This is a genomic window from Nocardioides cavernaquae (genome assembly GCF_003600895.1).
In the GTDB taxonomy this organism is placed as follows: domain Bacteria; phylum Actinomycetota; class Actinomycetes; order Propionibacteriales; family Nocardioidaceae; genus Nocardioides; species Nocardioides cavernaquae.
This window is the reverse complement of the sequence record NZ_QYRP01000002.1, coordinates 2988841-3004750: the sequence shown is the minus strand read 5'-3', so window position 1 is coordinate 3004750 and position 15910 is coordinate 2988841. Positions and strand designations below refer to the sequence as shown.

The following is a 15910-nucleotide window of genomic DNA, read 5'->3' as shown; positions in this document are numbered from 1 at the left end:
TGTGGCCATGTCCATCTCGCCGTCCTACGACTCAGCGGACGAGTCGGCCGAGCAGCCCCTCGAGACAGTCGCGCCGACCGGCAACGGTGCGGTCGACGTCGTGCTCGAGAGCCTCGCCGGTCTCGCCGAGCGCCCGGTTGCGGAGCACGTTGCCGTGTTCGAGCAGGCACACGAGCAGCTTCGCTCGGCCCTCGACGCCCCTGCGGGACCGAAGCCGCCCGCGGTTCCCGCTCCGCCCGTCGGCTGATGCCGCCTCGTCGCCTCCGGCTCGACGCGGAGCTGGTCCGCCGCGGCCTGGCCCGATCGCGCGAGCACGCCAGCGAACTTGTCGCGGCGGGCCGGGTGAAGGTCTCCGGTGCCGTGGCCACCAAGCCCGCGACCGGGGTGACGACCGATCTCGCGATCCTGGTCACCGATGACCCGACCGACCCGGGCTACGTCAGCCGCGGTGGCCACAAGCTCGCCGGAGCACTCGCTGCCTTCGCCCCGCTCGGCCTGACCGTTGCCGGGCGCCGCTGCCTCGATGCTGGTGCCTCGACTGGCGGCTTCACCGACGTGCTGCTGCGCAACGACGCGGCTGAGGTCGTCGCTGTCGATGTGGGTTACGGCCAGCTGGCGTGGAAGCTCCAGCAGGATGAGCGGGTCCACATCCACGACCGCGTGAACATCCGTGACCTGACCCTCGACCTGATCGGCGGTCCGGTCGACCTCGTGGTCGGCGACCTGTCCTTCATCGGGCTTGCGCTCGTGCTCGACCCGCTGATCTCGGTCACGGCGCCCGACGGCGACCTCGCGCTGATGGTCAAGCCCCAGTTCGAGGTCGGCAAGGAACGGCTGGGCAAGGGCGGTGTCGTTCGCGACCTGTCCCTGCGGACGGAGGCGGTGGTCGCGGTGGCCGACAACGCCGCCCGCAAGGGCTGGGGAGCGCGTGCGGTGGCCACGAGTCCGCTGCCCGGGCCCTCGGGCAACGTCGAGTTCTTCCTGTGGCTCCGTGCAGGCGCTCCCACGATCGGCGCGGAGGAGATCGCCGCCGAGGTGCACGCGTCCCCGACTCCGTCGGTCCCGGGTGAGAAGGTTGACCCGTGACCGTTACCGCGACCCGACGCGTCCTGCTCGTGGCCCACACCGGCCGGGAGGAGGCGCGCGAGATCGCGCGGTCGTTTGCCAAGTCGTTGACCGCTCACGGCATCGTGGTCCGCCTCATTGCGAGCGAGGCCGCTGAGATCGGGCTCGACGCGGCGCTCTTCGACCCCGCGATCGAGACGGTGGCCGACGACGGCGCCGCCGCAGTCGACTGCGAGGTGGCCGTCGTCATCGGAGGCGACGGCACGATCCTGCGCGCCGCGGAGATCACCCACGGCTCCGGCACGCCGCTGCTCGGGGTCAACCTCGGTCACCTGGGCTTCCTCGCGGAGGCCGACCCCGATGACGTCGAGGCCACGATCGAGGCGATCATCGCCCGCGACTACACCACCGAGGAGCGGCTGACCGTCGACGTGACGGTCTATCGCGGCACCGAGCTGGTGGCCCGCACCTTCGCCCTCAACGAGGCCTCGGTCGAGAAGGCTGCCCGCGAGCGGATGCTCGAGATGGTGGTCGAGATCGACGGTCGCCCGTTGTCCCGGTGGGGTGCCGACGGAGTCGTCTGCGCGACGCCGACCGGCTCCACGGCCTACAACTTCAGCGCCGGCGGCCCGATCGTGTGGCCGGTCGTCGAGGCACTGCTGATCGTGCCGCTGAGCGCCCACGCCCTCTTCGGGCGCCCGATGGTGGTGGCGCCGAGCTCGGTCATCGCGATCGAGGTCATGGCCACCAACGAGGGCGCCGGCGTCCTGTGGTGCGACGGACGCCGCACGGTCGACCTGCCGCCCGGCGCCCGCATCGAGGTGCGCCGCGGGGCTCCTGTCCCGCTGGTCCGACTCCACGACTCCCCGTTCACCGACCGGCTGGTCGCCAAGTTCGACCTGTCGGTCGAGGGCTGGCGTGGTGCCGGTGAGCGCAGGTTGCGCAACGGCGGAAAGACCCCCGACAGCGCTGCCGACACCGACGGGAGCGACGCCTGATGCTCGAAGAGATCCGCATCCAGTCCCTCGGCATCATCGAGTCCTCGACCCTCGAGCTCGGCCCCGGCCTGACCGTCATCACCGGTGAGACCGGTGCCGGCAAGACGATGGTCGTCACTGCCCTCGGCCTGTTGCTCGGCGGTCGCTCGGACTCCGGTGCGGTCCGCCGTGGCGCCAAGGCCGCCCGGGTCGAGGGCGTCGTTCACGCCGCCGGGCTCACCAGCTTCAACGCCGCAGTCGAGGAGATGGGCGGCATTCCCGAGGACAACCGCGTCCTCATCGCGCGCAACATCTCCGCCGAGGGGCGCTCCCGGGCCTTCGTCGGTGGGGCGTCCGTGCCCGCGTCGCAGCTCGCCGATCTGGCTGACTCACTCGTCGCCGTCCACGGCCAGTCCGACCAGCACCGGCTGCTCAAGCCGAGCGCCCAGCGTGACGCGCTCGACCGCTTCGGTGGCGCCGGGATCGCCGCCCTGCTCGAGACCTATCAGTCGCTCCACGCCGACCTCCTGACGACTGAGCGTGAGCTCATCGACGTCGTCGCCCATGCGCGTGAGCGCGCCCGCGAGGCCGATCTCCTCCGCTTCGGGCTCGAGGAGGTCGAGGCCGTCGACCCGCAGCCAGGGGAGGACGCCGCTCTCGCCGTCGAGGAGAGCCGCCTCGGCTTCGCCGACACGTTGCGCACTGCGGCCGAGGAGGCGCGCGAGGCCCTCTCCTCCGAGCGGGACAGCCCGGATGCCCTGGGGGCGGTCTCGGTCGCCCGTCGCGCGCTCGAGGGCGTGCGTGAGCACGACACCGAGGCATCCACCCTCGCTGACAGGCTGGCCGAGGTCAGCTACCTCCTGGCCGACGTCGCCGCCGACGTCGCCTCCTACGCGACCGGTCTGGAGACGGACCCGGCCCGGCTGGCGCACGTCTCCGAGCGCCGAGCCGCGCTGACCCATCTCACCCGCAAGTACGGCGAGACCATCGACGAGGTCCTGGTCTGGGCCCAGCAGGCGTCGCAGCGGCTCCTCGCCCTCGACGGCACCGACGACCGCATCGCGGAGCTGCGCCAGGAGCGGGCCACCCTGCGCACCGAGCTGGCCGTCGCGGCGGGCGAGCTGAGCGCTGCCCGCACCGAGGCGGCGGGGCGGCTGGCCACGGAGGTCACCGCCGAGCTGGGCCTGCTCGCCATGCCCCACGCGCGGGTCACGCTCGCCGTGACCCAGGGCGAGGCTGCAGCACCCTCGCCCGATGAGATCGGCGCTGCCGTCCTCCAGGTCGGCAAGCGCTGGATCCGCTTCACCAGCACGGGCATCGACGAGGTCGAGTTCCTGCTCGCTGCCAACACCGGCTCCGACCCCCGTCCGCTGCACAAGGGCGCCTCCGGTGGTGAGCTCTCGCGCGTGATGCTCGCCCTGGAGGTCTCGCTGGCCGGCACCAGCCCGGTGCCGACCTTCGTGTTCGACGAGGTCGACTCCGGCGTCGGCGGCAAGGCCGCTGTCGAGGTCGGACGCCGGCTCGCGCAGCTCGCCCGCACGGCCCAGGTCCTGGTCGTGACGCACCTGCCGCAGGTCGCGGCGTACGCCGATCGGCACGTCGTGATCGCCAAGTCGACCGACGGCGTGGTCACGACCTCCGGGCTGACCGTCCTGGACGAGTCCGACCGGGCGCGCGAGCTCTCGCGGATGCTCGCGGGCATGGACGAGTCCGACACGGCGCTCGCACACGCCGAGGAGCTGCTCGCTGCGGCCCGCGCGCAGCGCCAATGAGCAGAGTCAGCCTGCATCGCGTGTAGGATGGAACCCCGTAGCCGACTACGTTTCGACCACGGGAGTTCCTTTGGCCACTGCCTCGCAGACCAAGCACATCTTTGTCACCGGCGGCGTCGCCTCGTCCCTCGGCAAGGGACTCACGGCCTCGAGTCTCGGTGCCCTTCTCAAGGCACGCGGTCTGCGCGTGACGATGCAGAAGCTGGATCCGTACCTCAACGTCGATCCGGGCACCATGAACCCGTTCCAGCACGGCGAGGTCTTCGTGACCGACGACGGTGCGGAGACTGACCTCGACGTCGGTCACTACGAGCGGTTCCTCGACACGAACCTGTCGGGCCACGCGAACGTGACGACCGGCCAGGTCTACTCGAACGTGATCGCCAAGGAGCGCCGCGGCGACTACCTCGGCGAGACCGTGCAGGTGATCCCGCACATCACCAACGAGATCGTCGACCGGATCCTGGCGATGCACACGCCCGGCGTCGACGTCGTGATCACCGAGATCGGTGGCACGGTCGGCGACATCGAGTCGCTCCCGTTCCTCGAGGCCGCGCGCCAGGTGCGCCAGCGCATCGGCCGCGACAACGTCTTCTTCGTCCACGTCTCCCTGGTGCCCTACATCGGCCCGTCCAAGGAGCTCAAGACGAAGCCCACGCAGCACTCGGTCGCGCAGCTGCGCCAGATCGGCCTGCAGCCGGACGCCGTGGTCTGCCGCGCCGACCGTGAGCTCCCGCAGAGCATCAAGTCGAAGATCGCACTGATGTGCGACGTCGACGAAGCTGCGGTCGTGACGGCCGCCGACGCCCCGTCGATCTACGACATCCCGAAGGTCCTGCACCGCGAGGGCCTCGACGCCTACGTCGTGCGCAAGCTCGACCTGCCGTTCCGCGACGTCGACTGGACCGTCTGGGACGACCTGCTGCGCCGCGTGCACCACCCGAAGGAGGAGGTGACCGTTGCGCTGGTCGGCAAGTACATCGACCTGCCTGACGCCTACCTCTCCGTCGCGGAGGCGCTGCGTGCGGGTGGCTTCGCCAACTCGGCCAAGGTCAACATCGAGTGGATCGCCTCCGACCTGTGCGAGACCCCGGCTGGTGCCGCCAAGCACCTCGGTGACGTCGACGCGGTCCTCGTGCCCGGTGGCTTCGGCATCCGTGGTCTCGAGGGCAAGCTCGGTGCGCTCACCTACGCCCGCACCCACGGCATCCCGACCCTGGGCATCTGCCTCGGGTTGCAGTGCATGGTCATCGAGTACGCCCGCACCGAGCTCGGCCTCGACAAGGCGGGCTCCACCGAGTTCGACCCCGAGACCCCCGAGCCGCTGATCGCGACGATGGAGGAGCAGAAGGACATCGTCGAAGGCGGCGGTGACCTCGGCGGCACCATGCGCCTGGGCCTCTACCCGGCCGCGCTCAAGAAGGGCTCCATCGCTCGTGAGGTCTACGGCGAGGACCTGATCGAGGAGCGTCACCGCCACCGCTACGAGGTCAACAACGCCTACCGGCCACAGCTCGAGGAGGCGGGTCTTGTCTTCTCCGGCATCAACCCGGACCTCGACCTGGTCGAGTTCGTCGAGCTGCCCAAGGACGTGCACCCCTACTACATCGCCACCCAGGCGCACCCCGAGCTCAAGTCGCGTCCGACCCGGCCGCACCCGCTCTTCGCGGGGTTGATCGCTGCGGCCATCGAGCGTCAGCGCGAGCTCCGTCTGGGCATCGACGAGTCGGTGCTCAAGCGCGCCGACGAGGACGACGAGGTCTGAGCGACTCCATGTCGGAGATCGGTGACCGCCCTGAGTCGTGGCCGGTGGTGTCCTCTGTGGACGTCCACCGGGACGGCTGGGTCGTCGCGCTCCGGGCCGACGACCTCCGGCGCCCGGAGCATCCCGACGAGGAGCCGTTCCGGCGCCTGGTGATGGAGCACCCGGGTGCCTCGATCGTGCTGGCGCTCGACGAGCAGGGCCGTGCGCTCTGCATCCAGCAGTACCGCCACCCGGCGCAGATGTCGTTCGTCGAGCTGCCGGCCGGGATCTGCGACGTGCCGGGGGAGGACCCGCTCGAGGTCGCGAAGCGCGAGCTGCGTGAGGAGGCGGAGTTCGAGGCTTCCTCGTGGACGCACCTGTTGTCGGTCTGGGCCAGCCCGGGCATCACCGGCGAGCGTCACCACCTCTACTTCGCGCGCGGGCTCAGCCCGGTCTCCCGCGGTGACTTCGCGCTGGAGCACGAAGAGGCGGAGATGGTCACCTTCTGGACCCCCTTCGACGACCTGTACGCCGCGGTGCTGGACGGCCGCGTCACGGATGCGCCCATCGCGCTGGCCGTGCTCACCGCCCGGGCCCGAGGCCTGGCGTGACCACCTCGGGTGCTCCGAACGGCATTGCTCGCGCCATCCGCACCTACCTCGACCACCTCTCGGTCGAGCGCGGCCTGGCCAACAACACGCTGATGTCCTATCGCCGCGACCTGCGCCGCTACGCGGAGTACCTCGACGGCCAGGGGATCAACGAGCTCGCTGCGATCAAGGAGGCGACCGTCAGCGGCTTCCTGGTGCGGCTGCGTGAGGGCGACGCGGACCACCCGCCGCTCGGTGCGACCAGTGCTGCACGGACCGTGGTGGCGGTCCGCGGGTTCCACAAGTTCGCGGTGCTCGATGGGCTGGCCGAGATCGATCCGGCTGCCGCTGTGAAGCCGCCGTCGCCTGCGAAACGGCTGCCCAAGGCACTCCCGCTCTCCGAGGTCGAGGCGATCCTCGAGGCGTCCGGCGCACCCGGCACGATCCTGTCGCTGCGGGACCGGGCGCTGCTCGAGGTGCTCTACGGCACCGGCGCGCGCATCTCCGAGGCGGTCGGTCTCGACATCGACGACATCGACCTCGAGCTCGGTCAGGTGCTCCTGCGCGGCAAGGGCTCCAAGGAGCGACTGGTCCCGGTCGGCTCCTTCGCCCGCGACGCGCTGTCGGCGTACCTGGTGAGGGGGCGGCCCGAGCTGGTGTCCAGCGCCTCGCCCAGCGCGGCCAAGGCGCCCGCTGGTGCCGTCTTCCTCAACTCCCGTGGCGGCCGGCTCTCCCGGCAGTCCGCCTGGGCTGTGCTCGTCAAGGCTGCCGAGCGCGCCGGCATCACCAAGGACGTCTCGCCGCACACCCTGCGCCACTCGTTCGCCACCCACCTCCTCGACGGCGGCGCCGATGTCCGCGTCGTGCAGGAGCTGCTCGGCCACGCCTCGGTGACGACGACTCAGGTCTACACGCTGGTCACCGTCGACAACCTGCGTGAGGTCTTCGCGACCGCGCACCCGCGGGCCCGTTGATCTCCCGATGAGCGACGGATACGAGCAGTTCAGCGAGTGGGCGGCACAGGCGGGGCTCGAGCTCTACCCGCATCAGGAGGAGGCCGTCCTCGAGCTGGTGACGGGCAGCAACGTCGTGCTGGCCACCCCGACGGGCTCCGGCAAGTCGCTGGTCGCGATCGCGGCCCACTTCGCCGCACTCGCCGATGACCGGGTGAGCTTCTACACCGCTCCGATCAAGGCCCTGGTGAGCGAGAAGTTCTTCGCGCTCTGCGAGGTCTTCGGTCCCGATGACGTCGGCATGCTGACCGGTGACGCCTCGGTGAACCCGGACGCCCCGATCATCTGTTGCACCGCCGAGATCCTGGCCAACATCGCGCTCCGCGAAGGTGCGCAGGCCGATGTCGGGCTCGTGATCATGGACGAGTTCCACTACTACGCCGACCCCGATCGCGGCTGGGCGTGGCAGGTGCCGATCCTGGAGCTGCCACGCGCGCAGTTCCTGCTGATGAGCGCCACGCTCGGTGACACGACTGCGATCCGCGAGGACCTCACGCGTCGTACCGGTCGGCCGACGGCGCTGATCGACGACGCCGAGCGGCCGGTCCCGCTCAGCTTCACCTGGTCGTTGACGCCGCTCGCCGAGACGCTCAAGGAGCTCGTCGAGACGAAGCAGGCACCGGTCTACGTCGTCCACTTCACGCAGAAGGACGCTGTCGAGCACGCGACGTCGCTGCTGGCCGCCAAGCTGCCGATCGACGCGACAACCAAGGATGCGATCAACGCGCGCCTGGTCGAGGTCCGCTTCGGCGCAGGGTTCGGCAAGACTCTCTCGAAGCTGCTCAAGGCAGGCATCGGAGTGCACCACGCCGGCATGCTGCCTCGCTACCGCCGCCTGGTCGAGCAGCTGGCGCAGGCCGGTCTGCTGACCGTGATCTGCGGCACCGACACCCTCGGCGTCGGCATCAACGTGCCGATCCGCACCGTGCTCTTCACCGCTCTCGCGAAGTACGACGGCACCAAGTCGCGCGTCCTGCGCACCAGAGAGTTCCTGCAGATCGCCGGGCGTGCCGGGCGGGCGGGCTACGACACCGCGGGCTTCGTCGTGGTCCAGGCGCCGGAGCACACGATCGAGAACGAGCGCCTCAAGCAGAAGGCCGAGGAGCGCCGTGCCTCGGGCAAGAAGAACTCCAAGGCCCAGCTCCGCAAGCCGGAGGAGGGCGCCGTCGTCTGGACGGAGGGCACCTTCACCAAGCTGGTCGAGGGTGCGCCGGACCCGCTGTCCTCGCGGATGAAGGTCGACAACGCGATGCTGCTCAACGTGGCGGCCCGCGAGGAGGACACCGTCGCGGTGCTCCGCCGGCTGCTGCAGGAGAACCACGAGGACCGGCGCTCGCAGCTGCGGCTCACCCGTCGCGCGTTGCGGTTGACCCGCTCGCTGGTCACCTCGGGTGTGCTGCGACGACTCGACTCGCTCGACGAGTTCGGCCGCCGTTACGTCGTCACGGAGGACCTGCCCGCCGACTTCGCCCTCAACCAGCCGCTCGCGCACTTCGCACTCGAGGTCCTCGACGTGCTCGACCCGACCTCGGAGACCCACATGCTCGACGTCGTCTCGGTCGTCGAATCGGTGCTCGAGGCCCCGCGCCAGATCCTCTTCGCCCAGCAGTACGCCGCACGCGGCGAGGCGGTGAACGAGATGAAGGCCGACGGCATCGAGTACGACGAGCGCATGGCGCTCCTCGAAGAGGTGACCTGGCCCCAGCCCCTCGCCGAGCTGCTGGGCGCGGCGTACGAGATGTATCGGCGCAGCCACCCGTGGCTGCCCGAGGATGCGCTGAACCCGAAGTCGATCGTGCGTGAGATGTGGGAGCAGGCGATGTCGTTCAACGACTTCGTCGGGCGCTACCAGCTGGCCCGTTCGGAGGGGCTGGTCCTGCGCTACCTGACCGACGCCTATCGCACGCTGCGGCAGACCGTGCCGGAGTCCGAGCACACGACCGAGCTGCTCGAGCTGATCGACTGGCTGGGGGAGACCGTCCGACAGACCGACTCCTCGCTGCTCGACGAGTGGGAAGCGCTCGCGCACCCCGATCACGTGCGTCCGGACATTGCGCACCACGAACCGCCGCCCCCGCCGCGTCCCCTCTCCGCGCAGGAGCGCGCGTTCACGGTGATGATCCGCAACGCTCTGTTCCGGCGGATCGAGCTCTGTGCGCGCGACGACCTCGCCGGCCTGATCCGCATGGAGCGCGAGGCAGCCGACCAGACTGAGCCGCCGGCCGAGGTGGTCATGAAGCGGTCGGTCTGGGACGAGGCGCTCGAGGCCTACTTCGCCGAGCACGACGACATCGGCACGGGCGCGGATGCACGCGGCCCGGACCTGTTGCGCATCGAGAAGAGCGGACGCCTGTGGAAGGCCACCCAGACGCTCGACGACCCTGCAGGTCACCGCGACTGGGTCCTCGAGGCAGAGGTCGACCTGGACGCATCCGACGCGATCGGTGGCGCTGTCGTGCGCGGGCTGGCACTGCGCCGACTCTGACCCGATCAGGCCGCAGGAGCCGGCCGGCGGGAGAGCGTCACGACGAGCAGGACCAGCGCGAGCAGCTGCAGGGCCGCGATACCGGTGACCAGCTCCATGCGGTGCTCCTGGTGCAGCGCACCGGCCGCCCAGCCACCGAGCAGCGCCGCAACGCCCTGGTACGCCGCGAACACGCCGTACGCCGTGCCGAGGCGAGGTCGCGCGACGAGGTCAGCGACGAGGGCCTTGACGGTGGAGTCCTGGATGCCGGTCGCGGCACCCCAGACCGCGACACCGACCAGCACCGGCCAGAGTGCGTCGGCGAAGACCAGTGCGGGCACGCAGGCCACCAGCACGGGGAGCAGGTAGAGCACCTTCTCGTGGAAGCGGTCGTAGAGCACACCCGTGCCGAGCGCCGCGACCGCGGCCACGGCCATGGCTCCGGCGTACACGACCGGTGTCGACGCGGCGGAGAGCAGGTCGGCGTCGACCAGGTGGAAGCCTATGACTCCGTAGGTCATCAGGCCGCCGGTGCCCACCGAGGTGGCGACAGCGAAGGCGTGGAAGCGCCAGGGGAGACGCCCCGCCGCGGTCACCTCGAGGCCGGAGGAGGGAGCCTGCTCCTCGACGAGGGGTGCGTGCGCCCGGGTCTGTAACAGCAGCACCATCGAGATCGCACCGGGGATCGCCAGCAGCGCCAGGCCGAGCCACAGGTGCCCGCTCAGGGCAGCGGCAGCTGCAATGACGAGTGGTCCGGCGAAGGCGCCGACCTGGTCCATCGACTTGTGGACGCCGAAGCCCTTGCCGCGGCCGACGTCCTTCGCGGCAAGCGCGAGCAGTGCCGACTTGGAGGGGCTGCGGATGGCCTTGCCGGTGCGCTCGAGCAGGATCAGCGTGGAGGCGACCGCGAGCCCGGCACCGCCGAGCAGGGGAGCGACGGCGAGGAGCGGGACACAGACCGCGGTCATGCCGTAGCCGACGATGGTCAGGGTCCAGTAGCGGTGGGTCCGGTCGGCGAACGGCCCGGCGACCAGCCGCAGGATGAGCGCGATGGCCTCGCCCGCTCCCGTGACCAGCCCGACCATCGCCGCCGAGGCACCCAGTGAGGCGAGGTAGGGCCCGGAGATCGAGCGCATGCCCTCGTAGACCATGTCGGCGGCCATGCTGACGAAGCCGAAGGCCACGATCGTGCGCCAGGGCGACCAGTTCGCGCGTCCGTCGGTGCTCGCAGAGCTAACCGCTGTGGGCTCCGTCATGCGGCAAACCCTACGGCGTGTCCTCCACAGGTTTGTGCACAGGGAAGGCCTTGCCTGTGCACCTGAGCGGGACCTTGTGCACATGTCATACACAGATTTTCCAAACGCCGGTGGGTAACCCCCACCCGCCTTGTGACCGGTCTGAGGACGGGCCTAGAGTCGCGGGTCAACACGGCGAGTTGTCGCCGAGTCGACAAACAGACTGAAGTCTCAGTCTGCATCCCAGTTCGGGCGAGGAGCTTCAGCATGAGCGGTGTTTCGGGATACCCCAACGGATTCGGGTCCTTCGGGGCCGCTGCGTCCGAGATGCCGCCGCTGGTTCGTCCGCCCGCCCCTACGAACACCGGAGTCGATGATCGCGTGAGCGAGCCGCTGGCATTCCCGACAGAAACGCTTGTGGCTGAGCAGGAGATCGGTCCGACGGGCCGCCCGATGCCGGTCTTCCACGACCCGAAGCCGGTCACCGAGCACGGTCCCGCGCGAGTGATCTCGATGTGCAACCAGAAGGGTGGCGTCGGCAAGACCACGACCACCATCAACCTGGGTGCGTCGCTGGCCGAGTTCGGTCGCAAGGTGCTGCTCGTCGACTTCGACCCGCAGGGATCGCTCTCGGTCGGCCTGGGCCTGAACCCGCACGAGATGGACCTGACCATCTACAACCTGCTGATGCAGCGCGACGTGGAGCTCGACGAGGTCGTCGTACCCAGCGGCACGCCGGGCATGGACCTGCTCCCCTCCAACATCGACCTGGCCGCGGCTGAGGTCCAGCTCGTGCACGAGGTCGCGCGCGAGCAGACCCTGCAGCGGGTGCTGAAGCCGGCCCTGGCGAAGTACGACGTCATCCTGATCGACTGCCAGCCCTCGCTCGGCCTGCTGACCGTCAACGCCCTGACCGCGTCTGACGGCGTGATCATCCCGCTCGAGTGCGAGTACTTCGCGCTGCGTGGCGTGGCCCTGCTGAAGAACACGATCGACAAGGTCAAGGAGCGCCTCAACCCCGACCTGGTGGTCGAGGGCATCCTGGGCACCATGTTCGACGGCCGCACGCTGCACAGCCGTGAGGTCATGGAGCGCCTGGTGCAGGCGTGGGGCGACAAGGTCTTCCACACCGTCATCCGCCGCACCGTGAAGTTCTCCGACGCCACGGTCGCGGGCGAGCCGATCACGTCCTACGCCGCGACGTCGACCGGTGCCGACCACTACCGCCAGCTGGCGCGGGAGGTGGCAGAGCGTTGTCTCGACGCGTGAGCCTTCCGGCCGCGGACGACCTGTTCCGGCCGACCAGCGCCACCGCCGGGCCCTCCGCTGCTGCTTCTGCACCACGGACGGTCTCGGCCGTTCCTGACCCGGCGCCGGACGCTGCCGACGAGCAGCGCCGCCCGTCCCGTCGGGTCCGCCACGACGAGAAGATGACGGTCTACATCTCCTCGGACGAGCTGATGGATCTCGAGCACGCGCGGCTGACGCTGCGTCGTCACCACGGGATCGCCGCCGACCGCGGACGCGTTGTCCGTGAGGCCATTGCACTCGTGCTCGAGGAGTTCGAGGCGCACGGCGATGACAGTGCGCTGGTCCGTCGCCTGAGGGAGCAGTGACCCAGACGTCGCCCACGGCGCCGGTTGCAGGGGAAGCTGTCATCGCAGGAGCCGAAGGGGCAGTCGTCGAAGGAGCGGAGCCGGTCGCCTTTGCCGTGCGGCTGGACAACTTCGAAGGTCCGTTCGACCTGCTCCTCAGCCTGATCTCCAAGCACAAGATGGACATCACCGAGGTGGCGCTGTCCAAGGTCACCGACGAGTTCATCGCGCACGTCAAGGCGCTCGGCTCGGTGTGGGACCTCGAGCAGACGACGTCGTTCCTGCTGGTCGCCTCGACCCTGCTCGACCTCAAGGCCGCCCGGCTGCTGCCACAGGGCGACGTCGAGGACGAGGAGGACCTGGCTCTGCTCGACGCGCGCGACCTGCTCTTCGCGCGCCTGTTGCAGTACAAGGCGTTCAAGCAGGTCGCCGGTGTCTTCGAGACCCGGTTTGCCGCAGAGTCGAAGCGGCACCCGCGTGCGGTCGGCCTCGAGGAGCGCTTCGCGTCGCTGCTGCCCGAGGTGCTGATCGGCATCGGCCTCGATGCCTTCGCGGCGCTCGCGGCAAAAGCGCTGGCGCCGAAGCCGGTTCAGGAGGTCTCTCTCCACCACATCCACAACAACACGGTCTCCGTGCGCGAGCAGGCAGCACTCGTCGTCGAACGGCTCAAGCGCTCCGGCACGCTCACGTTCCGCGCGCTGATCGGCGACTCGCCGGACACGCTGACCACCGTGGCCCGCTTCCTGTCGCTGCTCGAGCTCTACCGCGAAGGTGCGGTTGCGTTCGACCAGGTCTCGCCGCTGGGTGACCTCAGCGTTCGGTGGACGGGTGACGACGAGGCAGACTTCGAGATCGACGAGTTCGAAGGTGCGCGCGCCGACCCGCACGACGACGTACCCCTTCCCGAGGAGAAGCAGCCATGACGGACCAGCTCGTTGAGGACGAAGGCCAGACCCTCGAGGTGGCCGTCGCGGACCTGCGGCCGGCGCTCGAGGCGATCCTGATGATCGCCGACGAGCCGCTCGACACCGTCACCCTCGCCAGCGCGGTGGGCTATCCGGTCGAAGAGGTCGTGGGCGCGCTCCAGACCCTCGCCGAGGAGTACGCCGAGCAGGGACGCGGCTTCGACCTGCGCAACGTCGCCGGCGGCTGGCGCTACTACACGCGCGACGAGTTCGCGGCCGTCGTCGAGGCGTTCGTGCTCGACGGACAACAGGCCCGCCTGACCCAGGCCGCGCTGGAGACCCTCGCGGTCGTGGCCTACAAGCAGCCCGTCTCGCGGGCCCGGGTCTCGGCCATCCGTGGCGTCAACGTCGACGGCGTCATGCGCACCCTGCTGGCACGTGCACTGGTCGAGGAGGCCGGCTCGGACCACGAGACCGGTGCCAACCTCTACCGCACCACGGCGTACTTCCTCGAGCGCATCGGCATCACCTCGCTCGACGAGCTCCCCGAGCTCGCCCCCTTCCTGCCCGACATGGACGACCTCGAGGACGAGCTCGCCGCAGCCCTGGGAGACAACCCCTCGTGAGTCGCACCGACATCCAGCTCGAGGACGACGGTCAGATCCGCCTGCAGAAGCTGCTCGCGCAGTCCGGCGTCGCCTCGCGGCGCAAGTGCGAGGAGCTCATGCTCGAGGGTCTCGTCGAGGTGGACGGCGAGGTCGTCACGCGCCTCGGCACCAAGGTCGACCCGAAGGTCGCAGTGATCCACGTCGACGGCAAGCGGCTCCCGCCGATCTCGCCGAACGTCTACCTCGTGCTGAACAAGCCGCGCGGCGTCGTGTCGACGATGAGCGACCCCGAGGGCCGTCGCAACCTGACCGAGTTCGTCGAGGACCGTCCCGAGCGGCTGTTCCACGTCGGGCGTCTCGACACCGACACCTCCGGCCTGATCCTGCTCACCAACGACGGCGAGTTCGCGCACCGCATGGCTCACCCGTCGTACGAGGTGGACAAGACGTACGTCGCCGAGGTCGACGGCGACGTCTTCCCGTCCACGCTCAAGAAGCTCCGCGCCGGTGTCGTGCTCGAGGACGGTCCGGTGCACCCGTCCCACGTGAAGCTGATTGCGGGTCCGCAGGGCAACCCGACCGGTCGCTCGATCGTCGAGCTGGTGATCCACGAGGGCCGCAACCGCATCGTCCGTCGCCTGCTCGACTCGGTTGGTCACCCCGTGCGTCGCCTGACGCGCACGGCGTTCGGGCCGGTGGCGTTGAAGAACCTCCAGGTCGGCACGACCCGCGAGCTGACCGACGACGAGCTCGGCGCGCTCCTCGACTCCGTCCAGCTCTGACAGAGTGCCCGAGCGGGCACATTCAGCTCAGCGTGTTGCCCTCCACTCGGCCCACTCAGGCCAAGCCTGGATCGCTTCGCCGACCGCCGCGACCCAGTGCGCACGGTCGTCGCCGCGGTACAGATCGCGTTTCCACCACTTGGAGTGGATCTCCGGTTCCGTGCGCAGCGTGAAGCAGGTGTCGGAGATGCTTCGAGCCAGCCGCACCTGATCCGCCCGGTCGTGCCGATGTGACGCCGGTCGGGTTTCGTCGCTCGATGCGCAAGGATGGCGGAGTGAGTGGTTGGTTCGCGGGCTGCGCCTGGCCGGAGGACGGCGAGGTCGGCGCCTTTCTGGCGCGCGTCCAGTCCGATGCTGCAGGCGTGCTGGACGGCCTGGTCGCGCCCGATGCAACAAGCGCGTTCCCGGTCATGGGCTGTCTGTTGACCGTCGAGGTTCCCGGCATCCCTGCAAGCGAATGGCCCGTCCATGCGCACCAGTTGCAGGTCCTGCGTACGCCCGGATTCCTCGGCGGATATTGGGGATGCTCGCACCTCTGGGACGAGTTCGACCCGGGTGAGCCCGACAGTTTCAGCGTGGATGCTGGTCTTGCTCCGGAGGTGGCTGCAGCGCAGGCTCTCGCATGGGTACGCACCCAGCTGGTGCGCCCGCGGGCGCTTCAGGAGTGGGATCGGAAGTGGCGCACTCCGGGCCGACGCTGGGTCCTCGAGGACACTGGAACGGTGCTTGGGGGTCCGGCGCCAGGACCGCGGGCTCGTATCCGCACGACTCGGCTGAACGGCTGATCTGATCGCTCATGCCGCGGACAGCGTGATTTGATCCGCTCGCTTCTGCGGGGTCGTCGGTCAGAGGATGTGCGGGACGGCCACGAACCAAACGCCGTTCGATACCTCGTCAGCTGCGAACTCGTGGCTCGATCTGTCGGGTCGCGCTGCTGGACCCGCAGCGACCGCTCGGTGCCGTACGACGGGTCGATCACAACGATGGTCCGGCCCGTGATGTGCCGCGAAGTGCTCGGATGCCTAGCGAAGGCCGATAGGTTCAGAACATGCGGATCGCACGAGTTGTTTCGGGCGCGACTGCCCTGACGGCCCTCGTCGCGCTCGCCCTGTATCTCTGGGCTCGGAACTACTCGGCGTACCTTGAGGATGCGGTTGTAA

At 69.6% G+C, this 15910-nt stretch carries 15 protein-coding genes; 14 read left to right on the top strand and 1 reads right to left on the bottom strand.

Annotated elements, in window-relative coordinates; all coding sequences use genetic code 11:
* Positions 1-7 precede the first annotated feature (7 nt).
* From D4739_RS14445 to D4739_RS14410, 8 genes are all read left to right on the top strand, one after another.
* Positions 8-247, top strand: a complete 240-nt coding sequence (locus D4739_RS14445; RefSeq protein ID WP_120061268.1) for a hypothetical protein — start codon at positions 8-10, stop codon at positions 245-247.
* A complete protein-coding gene (locus D4739_RS14440; protein WP_120061267.1) occupies positions 247-1086 on the top strand; it encodes a TlyA family RNA methyltransferase in 840 nt (279 codons plus the stop codon). Before D4739_RS14445 ends, D4739_RS14440 begins: the two co-directional genes overlap by 1 nt.
* Positions 1083-2063 carry an NAD kinase gene (locus D4739_RS14435; RefSeq protein ID WP_120061266.1) on the top strand — a complete coding sequence of 327 codons (981 nt, stop codon included), beginning with the start codon at positions 1083-1085 and terminating at the stop codon, positions 2061-2063. Before D4739_RS14440 ends, D4739_RS14435 begins: the two co-directional genes overlap by 4 nt.
* Entirely contained in the window at positions 2063-3814 is a 1752-nt protein-coding gene (gene recN / locus D4739_RS14430; protein WP_120061265.1) for a DNA repair protein RecN, read from the top strand. The genes D4739_RS14435 and recN overlap by 1 nt, the downstream gene beginning before the upstream one ends.
* Positions 3815-3884: 70 nt before the next feature.
* Positions 3885-5579 carry a CTP synthase gene (locus D4739_RS14425; protein WP_120061264.1) on the top strand — a complete coding sequence of 565 codons (1695 nt, stop codon included), beginning with the start codon at positions 3885-3887 and terminating at the stop codon, positions 5577-5579.
* A 44-nt stretch (positions 5580-5623) separates the two neighbouring features.
* Positions 5624-6169, top strand: coding sequence for an NUDIX domain-containing protein (locus D4739_RS14420; RefSeq protein ID WP_238473668.1), 546 nt, complete (start codon positions 5624-5626; stop codon positions 6167-6169).
* The gene (gene xerD, locus D4739_RS14415) at positions 6166-7122 is read left to right on the top strand and encodes a site-specific tyrosine recombinase XerD (protein ID WP_120061262.1); all 957 of its coding nucleotides are present in this window, start codon (positions 6166-6168) and stop codon (positions 7120-7122) included. The genes D4739_RS14420 and xerD overlap by 4 nt, the downstream gene beginning before the upstream one ends.
* A 7-nt stretch (positions 7123-7129) precedes the next feature.
* Entirely contained in the window at positions 7130-9646 is a 2517-nt protein-coding gene (locus D4739_RS14410) for a DEAD/DEAH box helicase (protein WP_120061261.1), read from the top strand.
* Between the two features lie 5 nt (positions 9647-9651).
* Here D4739_RS14410 and D4739_RS14405 read toward each other — a convergent pair whose 3' ends face one another.
* The gene (locus D4739_RS14405) at positions 9652-10881 is read right to left on the bottom strand and encodes an MFS transporter (protein ID WP_120061260.1); all 1230 of its coding nucleotides are present in this window, start codon (positions 10879-10881) and stop codon (positions 9652-9654) included.
* Positions 10882-11313: 432 nt separating this feature from the next.
* On the opposite strand from D4739_RS14405, the gene D4739_RS14400 reads away from it, so the two are divergent.
* From D4739_RS14400 to D4739_RS14370, 6 genes are all read left to right on the top strand, one after another.
* The gene (locus D4739_RS14400; RefSeq protein WP_238473738.1) at positions 11314-12129 is read left to right on the top strand and encodes a ParA family protein; all 816 of its coding nucleotides are present in this window, start codon (positions 11314-11316) and stop codon (positions 12127-12129) included.
* Positions 12126-12476: a hypothetical protein gene (locus tag D4739_RS14395; protein WP_420799020.1), complete on the top strand. Its 351-nt coding sequence runs from the start codon at positions 12126-12128 to the stop codon at positions 12474-12476. The genes D4739_RS14400 and D4739_RS14395 overlap by 4 nt, the downstream gene beginning before the upstream one ends.
* Before the next feature lie 41 nt (positions 12477-12517).
* Positions 12518-13378, top strand: coding sequence for a segregation and condensation protein A (locus D4739_RS14390; protein ID WP_182920494.1), 861 nt, complete (start codon positions 12518-12520; stop codon positions 13376-13378).
* Positions 13375-13986, top strand: coding sequence for an SMC-Scp complex subunit ScpB (gene scpB / locus D4739_RS14385; protein WP_120061257.1), 612 nt, complete (start codon positions 13375-13377; stop codon positions 13984-13986). The genes D4739_RS14390 and scpB overlap by 4 nt, the downstream gene beginning before the upstream one ends.
* Positions 13983-14750, top strand: coding sequence for a pseudouridine synthase (locus D4739_RS14380; RefSeq protein ID WP_120061256.1), 768 nt, complete (start codon positions 13983-13985; stop codon positions 14748-14750). The genes scpB and D4739_RS14380 overlap by 4 nt, the downstream gene beginning before the upstream one ends.
* Before the next feature lie 275 nt (positions 14751-15025).
* A complete protein-coding gene (locus D4739_RS14370; RefSeq protein WP_120061254.1) occupies positions 15026-15535 on the top strand; it encodes a hypothetical protein in 510 nt (169 codons plus the stop codon).
* Positions 15536-15910: the final 375 nt, after the last annotated feature.

Bases quoted from the DNA above. Each gene is read 5' to 3' on its own strand.
- D4739_RS14445 (WP_120061268.1), top strand. From the start codon at position 8: ATGTCCATCTCGCCGTCCTACGACTCAGCGGACGAGTCGGCCGAGCAG.
- D4739_RS14440 (WP_120061267.1), top strand. From the start codon at position 247: ATGCCGCCTCGTCGCCTCCGGCTCGACGCGGAGCTGGTCCGCCGCGGC.
- recN (WP_120061265.1), top strand. From the start codon at position 2,063: ATGCTCGAAGAGATCCGCATCCAGTCCCTCGGCATCATCGAGTCCTCG.
- D4739_RS14410 (WP_120061261.1), top strand. From the start codon at position 7,130: ATGAGCGACGGATACGAGCAGTTCAGCGAGTGGGCGGCACAGGCGGGG.
- D4739_RS14405 (WP_120061260.1), bottom strand. From the start codon at position 10,881: ATGACGGAGCCCACAGCGGTTAGCTCTGCGAGCACCGACGGACGCGCG.
- D4739_RS14400 (WP_238473738.1), top strand. From the start codon at position 11,314: ATGCCGGTCTTCCACGACCCGAAGCCGGTCACCGAGCACGGTCCCGCG.
- scpB (WP_120061257.1), top strand. From the start codon at position 13,375: ATGACGGACCAGCTCGTTGAGGACGAAGGCCAGACCCTCGAGGTGGCC.